The following is a 6586-nucleotide window of genomic DNA, read 5'->3' on the forward strand; positions in this document are numbered from 1 at the left end:
GATCAGTAAACCTGTCAATATGTTCTTGAGAAATATACAACGTCAGATTTGGCATATTTTTATGAATGCTCCTCCCTTCAGGCTTCAGCAGGATTCGTCAACTGCGGTGTCAGCGGCTCATAGAGGTATGCGCCGGGCATGTCTGCTAACTGCACTGCAATTTCGCGCGTCATCACATATGCAATGCGCCGGGCGGGCATTCTTTCTAACCCTGACGCCTGCATCGTCAGTGCCCGGCATCCCAACGCTTCAATTAAGCTCAATGGCTGGGTGCTGAGCAGCAGGATTTCATTACTGGCTACCGCAGGTGCCGTACCGTCCCCCTCATACAAGTTACGGTGCCAATCGGTGATGTGATTCTGCCAGCGTGAAAAATTACCGCCCCCTTTTAACCTGTACTCCTCACTGGTAATCACCTCTGCATACTTCAGCGTATGTATGGCCAGATACCTGGGACAACCCGGCTTAAGGGCCTTAAAACGCTGGGAAGAGCGAAATCCGGTGACCGAGATCAGCGCGGGCAGCTTTTTCAGACTATAAAACGCATTCCACTCTTGCTCACTTTCGGGGTCGGTATAATTGCACTCAACGGTGTAGAACATTGACTCACCTCTGCATGAATAAAAAGCAGGACCTATATAGCCTTGCTTAGTGACTTTTACTCATGCTATATGCTGTTATTTGGGCAATAAATCGATATTAATTCAAGAATCAGTGAGTTTATGTCACTAATAGATCGTCACCTCGCTGAATAAGGCAATATTAATGCGCAGAAAAATTCCCAGCAGTGCTTCACTTCAAGCGTTTGAGGCCGCAGCCAGGCACGGTAATTTCGCTCGTGCTGCCGAAGAGTTGTCGCTGACGGAAGGCGCCATCAGTAGACAGATTGCCCGCCTGGAGGCTCTGCTCGATTGCAGACTGTTTGACCGTACAGGTACCCGCGTAAAGCTTAATCCTGTTGGTTTACACTATGCCCATCACGTACGGGAAATGCTCGAACGGTTAGAACGGGATACGCAGTACGTTATGGGAATGTCTGAAAGCAGCAGAAGTCTGGAAATTGCTGTCCTGCCGACGTTTTGCAGTCGCTGGCTTATTCCCCGACTCAGCCGTTTCCAGTCTTTATACCCGGACATCACGTTGAATATTGCGGCCAGAACCGATCCCTTCATTATCACGGGGAGTGGATTTGACGCGGCGATTCATTTTGAGCATCCCGCATGGGCTGGTATGCGCACGCAGGTTCTTTTTGAGGAAAAACTGGTGCCGGTTTGTCATCCCGACCTGTTAACCGATAAGAATATCTTTGAACAGTTGAATACACTGCCCCGCATTCACCGGCGGCAGAATCCAGAAGCCTGGCGACATTATGCCAGGCAAAGTGGGATAGTCCTGGATAATCCGGCACAAGGCGTCCGCTATGACCTTCATGAAATGGCTATAGCTGCCGTATTAGCGAGACAAGGTGTAGCCATAGTACCGCGCATATACGTCGAAAAAGAGCTAAATGAAGGTTCGCTTGTTGCGCCCTGGCCGGACTCAGAACCACTGAGCAAAACATTTTGTTTGGTAAAACCAGTGGAAACAGGAATAAATGAAGCCGCCCTGCAAGATTTTGAGCGCTGGTTGCAGGCGGAACCGATGCTCGTCACATAACGGTTGAACTTACAGCCACAAGCGGACATGCATATTACCCGTTGATGAGCATATATTTCATACTGCAGAGACCACTGTCGAAGTGGTGAAGAGTCAAATGGAAACTAAAATTATTTCGCATGCATCAGAACTGCGATGACGATTCAAGTGTTGCAGCTATCGTTTCTGATGCGGACGGTATTCCCCTCAATCACCACGATTCGAATTTGTGCTCATCAATCCGTATCCATACCGAATGCCGAAATTGAGCATCATCGCCCCATTAATGTTAACAATAAGATCAATCATGCAGTGTAACGCCTGTCTGCTCATGGTTCCTTAAGCAGAAATGTAGAGACTGAACTGCATTCTCATTACCTGGCGAAAGCCAAACAGTGGGGCAAAAATAACCTTTCTCTCCCTGTTTCATCAAACCCGGTATGTTCATAACGTCTTCTGTCACCTTTAGAGTCAAAACTAACCTGCCATTATAAGATGTTAGCCAGCAGAAAACCGGTCAGCAAAATGTACCTAAATTGCCATAGCCATTATCTGCAACTCGCTTATCTGTGAGTCGGTTCTGAATTCAGTATCGGTTATAAAATCGCAGCAGGCAGTTGCTGTACGTAAAGCGGCTATGCGCCGCCATCTCTATCAACTGCGTCATACTTACGCATGCCGGGTGTTGTCAGCCGATGCGAACCCTGCTTTCATAGCGAATCAAATGGGGTATTTATCCAGGGAGAAATGATTTTTCATGTATATTCTGCCGGGATAAATCCCCGGATACGCTCGGGTTCGTTCCTGAATCAGCGCTTTGGCGGAGATACAAATGCCCCCATCGTGCCCCTGAAGGTAAAAGACATGAAGTTAACTTTTTGATTTTAGGTGAGATTTAATGAAAAAGCTGTTTGTGCAATTTTACCTTCTGCTGTTCGTCTGCTTCCTGGTGATGACCATGCTGGTGGGGCTGGTGTATAAATTCACCGCTGAACGTGCAGGCCGGCAGTCGCTGGACGATCTGATGAAAAGCTCGTTGTATCTGATGCGCAGCGAGCTGCGGGAAATCCCTCCCCGCGACTGGAGCAAAACGCTAAAAGAGCTGGATCTTAATCTGTCATTCGATCTGCATATTGAGCCGCTGAGTAAATTTAAGCTCTCGGAAAACTCGATGCAGCATCTACGCGCCGGGGATATTGTCGCCCTCGATGATGAGTACACCTTCATTCAACGCATCCCGCGCAGCCACTACGTTCTGTCGGTAGGCCCTGTCCCCTATCTCTATTTCCTCCACGAGATGCGTTTGCTGGATGTTGCCCTGATGGCTTTCATCGCCATTTCGCTGGCCTTTCCTGTGTTTATCTGGATGCGCCCCCATTGGCAAGATATGTTGCGCCTTGAGACCGCAGCACAGCGTTTTGGCGAGGGGCATTTTACCGAACGTATTCATTTCGACAGTATGTCCAGTTTCGAACGTCTGGGCGTGGCCTTTAACCAGATGGCCGACAATATCAACGCGCTGATCGCCAGCAAGAAGCTGCTGATCGACGGCATAGCCCACGAACTGCGTACTCCGCTGGTGCGCCTGCGCTATCGTCTGGAGATGAGTGAAAACCTGACTGAAGCGGAATCCCAGGCGCTGAACCGCGATATTGGTCAACTGGAAGCCTTAATCGAGGAGTTGTTGACCTATGCTCGTCTTGACCGTCCACAGAATGAACTAAATCTGACAACGCCTGATTTCCCCGCCTGGATAGAGGATCACGTTGAAGAGATTCAGATGGTTAATCCTCAACGCGATGTGACATTACATGAGGTGATCGCCGGGGATTACGGCGCGCTTGATATGCGTCTGATGGAGCGCGTGCTGGATAATCTCGTCAACAACGCTTTGCGCTACAGCAACCAGCGTATTCAGGTCCGCCTGACGCTACAGGGTTCGCGAGCAACCTTGCAGGTTGAAGATGACGGTCCGGGCATCGACCCGGAGGAGCGCGAACGAGTGTTTGAGCCCTTTGTCCGTCTCGATCCTAGTCGCGACCGGGCCACCGGCGGCTGCGGGCTTGGACTGGCGATTGTTCACAGTATCGCCCAGGCCATGTCCGGCGAGGTGAGCTGCGGCGCCAGTTCTCTGGGCGGCGCTCGTTTTTGTTTTAGCTGGCCAATCTATCATCAGTTGCCCAATTTGAGCGCTGCCTGACCCCTCTTGCGCAGGTGCTTCGGCCTGCGTATAGTTTAAAATCACACAGTATGTTGTAACTAAGGTGGATGTTATGACCAGCTATGACCTCGTTGAACGTCTGAATGACACCTTTCGCCGGCTGGAACGCGAGCTACAGATACTCCAGCAGCGCCTGCGCGCGTGCCGGCTGCTGGCCGCACGGGTGTTTGAACTGCCGGCTGTCAGTAAGGAGGCGGAACACGACCCGCTGGAGACGATTCAGGTGGTTCAGCACATCGGTCAACCGGCGCTAGAGTTGGCGCTGAGGCACTACAGCCATCTGTTCATTCAGCAGCAATCGGAAAACCGCAGCAGCAAGGCTGCGGTCCGCCTCCCCGGCGCTATCTGTCTACAAACCGATAGTGAGGAACGCGCAGCGTTGCTGCAGAGCATTTCCCACATTAACGCGCTGAAAGCCGCTTTCGAAAAAATGGTCACCGTCGATTCCGGCCTGCCCGCCGCGGCGCGTTTTGAATGGGTCCATCGTCATCTGCCGGGTCTTATCACCCTCAGCGCCTACCGGACCTTAACGGTGCTTTGCGACCCAAGCACCCTCCGCTTCGGCTGGGCTAATAAGCATGTGATTAAAAATCTCACTCGTGATGAGGTGCTGCGGCAACTGGAAAACAGCCTGCAATCGCCGCGCGCGGTACCGCCGTGGACACGCGAGCAGTGGCAAAGCAAACTGGAGCGAGAATATCAGGATATCGCCGCTCTGCCGCAGCGGGCAAAGCTTAAGATCAAGCGGCCGGTGAAGGTCCAGCCTATTGCGCGAGTCTGGTACGCCGGTGAGCAGAAACAGGTGCAATACGCCTGCCCTGGCCCGCTTATTACTTTGATATCCGGCACTCAGGGGGTTAGCGTACCGGATATCGGCGAGTTACTGAACTACGATGCGGATAATGTGCAGTATCGCTATAAGCCGCAGGCGCAGTCGCTCAGGCTACTTATCCCGCGACTGCATCTGTGGCTGGCTAACGAGTAGCCATGCTGCCTACCATCTCTTCCGGACGCACCCAGCTGTCAAATTCGGCCTCCGTCAGATAGCCAAGCGCTAACGCGGAGGCTTTGAGCGTCAACCCCTCTTTATGTGCCTTTTTAGCTATTTCCGCCGCTTTGTCGTAGCCAATATGGGTATTCAACGCCGTGACCAGCATCAGAGACTCATTAAGCAACTGGGCGATCCGTTCGCGGTTTGGTTCAATACCGGTCGCGCAGTGCTCATTAAAACTCGCCATCCCATCCGCCAACAGGCGCACCGATTGCAGGAAGTTATGAATCACCATTGGACGGTAAACGTTTAGTTCGAAGTTACCCGACGCTCCGCCGATATTGACCGCCACATCATTCCCCATGACCTGACAGCACAGCATCGTCAGCGCTTCGCACTGCGTCGGGTTAACCTTACCGGGCATAATTGACGAGCCGGGTTCATTTTCCGGAATGGCGATTTCACCAATCCCACAACGCGGGCCGGAAGCCAGCCAGCGAACATCGTTGGCAATCTTCATCAACGAGGCCGCCAGCCCCTTCAGCGCCCCGTGGGCATGAACCAGCGCATCGCAGGTCGCCAGGGCCTCAAACTTGTTCGGCGCAGTGACGAACGGCTGCCCGCTGAGTGTCGCCAGTTCCGCCGCCACTCGCACGGCATATTCAGGGTGGGTGTTCAGACCGGTTCCTACTGCCGTACCGCCTAACGCCAGTTCGCTCAAATGCGGCAGGCTCAGTTCAAGGTGACGCAGATTATGTTCCAGCATCGCCACCCAGCCGGAAAACTCCTGCCCCAGCGTTAGCGGCGTCGCATCCTGCAGATGCGTACGACCAATTTTAACGATGTCGTTGAAGGCAGCAGCTTTGTCGCTCAGCGTCTGTTTAAGCACCGTGAGCCGGGGAATGAGTGCTTCGCGCAGCGCGATAATCGCCGCGACATGCATCGCGGTCGGGAAAACATCGTTGGAACTCTGGCTCTTGTTAACGTCATCGTTAGGATGAACTTTGCGTTCCATACCACGCACGCCGCCCAGCAGTTCACTGGCGCGGTTGGCCAACACCTCGTTCATGTTCATGTTGCTTTGCGTACCGGAACCGGTCTGCCAGATAGCCAGCGGAAATTCATCGGGATGGTTGCCGGCCAGCACTTCATCGGCGGCTTGAATAATCGCCTCAGCCTTTTCGGCGGCCAGCAATCCCAGATCCTGATTCACCTTTGCCGCTGCCCGTTTGGTCAGCGCCAGCGCATAAATCAGTTCACCCGGCATTTTTTCCGTCGAGATGCGGAAATGTTCCAGTGAACGCTGGGTCTGCGCGCCCCATAGCTTATCGGCAGGCACTTCGATAGCGCCCATAGAGTCTTTTTCACTGCGATGCGTTGTCATTACTTTCTCCTTGAATACAAAGTACGTAATTACGACAAAGCTCACTTGCTATAAAGGGTTAAGTATTGGTCAAATTATTAAGGTTATATTGTTCGTTCGTGCCGCTAAACGAGACAAAAAACCGCCCCGGAGGGCGGCTTTGCTTATTTCACACAGCGTGTGCACTGAGAGGTCTGAATCTGCTGGAAGAAGTCGTTGCCTTTGTCGTCCACCAGAATGAAGGCCGGGAAATCTTCCACTTCGATTTTCCAGATAGCCTCCATCCCCAGTTCCGGATACGCCACGCACTCCAGGCTCTTAATACTCTGCTGCGCCAGCACCGCCGCCGGGCCGCCAATGCTGCCGAGATAGAATC

The 6586-nt window shown here is 52.5% G+C and carries 6 protein-coding genes; 3 read left to right on the top strand and 3 right to left on the bottom strand.

What is annotated here, in order from left to right; all coding sequences use genetic code 11:
• Positions 1-77 precede the first annotated feature (77 nt).
• A complete protein-coding gene (locus ACZAHD_RS20495) occupies positions 78-602 on the bottom strand; it encodes a sugar ABC transporter (RefSeq protein WP_462458393.1) in 525 nt (174 codons plus the stop codon).
• A 163-nt stretch (positions 603-765) separates the two neighbouring features.
• On the opposite strand from ACZAHD_RS20495, the gene ACZAHD_RS20500 reads away from it, so the two are divergent.
• The 3 genes from ACZAHD_RS20500 to tus all read left to right on the top strand — a co-directional run bounded on the left by ACZAHD_RS20500 (position 766) and on the right by tus (position 4841).
• Positions 766-1656 carry a LysR substrate-binding domain-containing protein gene (locus tag ACZAHD_RS20500; protein WP_462458394.1) on the top strand — a complete coding sequence of 297 codons (891 nt, stop codon included), beginning with the start codon at positions 766-768 and terminating at the stop codon, positions 1654-1656.
• An 877-nt stretch (positions 1657-2533) separates the two neighbouring features.
• Positions 2534-3835: a two-component system sensor histidine kinase RstB gene (rstB, locus tag ACZAHD_RS20505; RefSeq protein WP_462458395.1), complete on the top strand. Its 1302-nt coding sequence runs from the start codon at positions 2534-2536 to the stop codon at positions 3833-3835.
• 73 nt (positions 3836-3908) lie between these two features.
• Positions 3909-4841 carry a DNA replication terminus site-binding protein gene (gene tus / locus ACZAHD_RS20510; protein ID WP_462458396.1) on the top strand — a complete coding sequence of 311 codons (933 nt, stop codon included), beginning with the start codon at positions 3909-3911 and terminating at the stop codon, positions 4839-4841.
• Here the strand turns inward: tus and fumC are convergent.
• Positions 4831-6231 carry a class II fumarate hydratase gene (gene fumC, locus ACZAHD_RS20515; protein WP_462458397.1) on the bottom strand — a complete coding sequence of 467 codons (1401 nt, stop codon included), beginning with the start codon at positions 6229-6231 and terminating at the stop codon, positions 4831-4833. The two genes, tus and fumC, sit on opposite strands and share 11 nt — an antisense overlap.
• A gap of 143 nt (positions 6232-6374) precedes the next feature.
• Positions 6375-6586, bottom strand: a 212-nt coding sequence (locus tag ACZAHD_RS20520) for a fumarate hydratase C-terminal domain-containing protein (protein WP_462458398.1), incomplete at its 5' end; no start/stop codon positions are given.

The sequence above is a fragment of the Raoultella sp. genome, from assembly GCF_039594335.1.
In the GTDB taxonomy this organism is placed as follows: domain Bacteria; phylum Pseudomonadota; class Gammaproteobacteria; order Enterobacterales; family Enterobacteriaceae; genus Klebsiella.

Bases quoted from the DNA above. Each gene is read 5' to 3' on its own strand.
- rstB (WP_462458395.1), top strand. From the start codon at position 2,534: ATGAAAAAGCTGTTTGTGCAATTTTACCTTCTGCTGTTCGTCTGCTTC.
- tus (WP_462458396.1), top strand. From the start codon at position 3,909: ATGACCAGCTATGACCTCGTTGAACGTCTGAATGACACCTTTCGCCGG.
- ACZAHD_RS20495 (WP_462458393.1), bottom strand. From the start codon at position 602: ATGTTCTACACCGTTGAGTGCAATTATACCGACCCCGAAAGTGAGCAA.
- ACZAHD_RS20500 (WP_462458394.1), top strand. From the start codon at position 766: ATGCGCAGAAAAATTCCCAGCAGTGCTTCACTTCAAGCGTTTGAGGCC.
- fumC (WP_462458397.1), bottom strand. From the start codon at position 6,231: ATGACAACGCATCGCAGTGAAAAAGACTCTATGGGCGCTATCGAAGTG.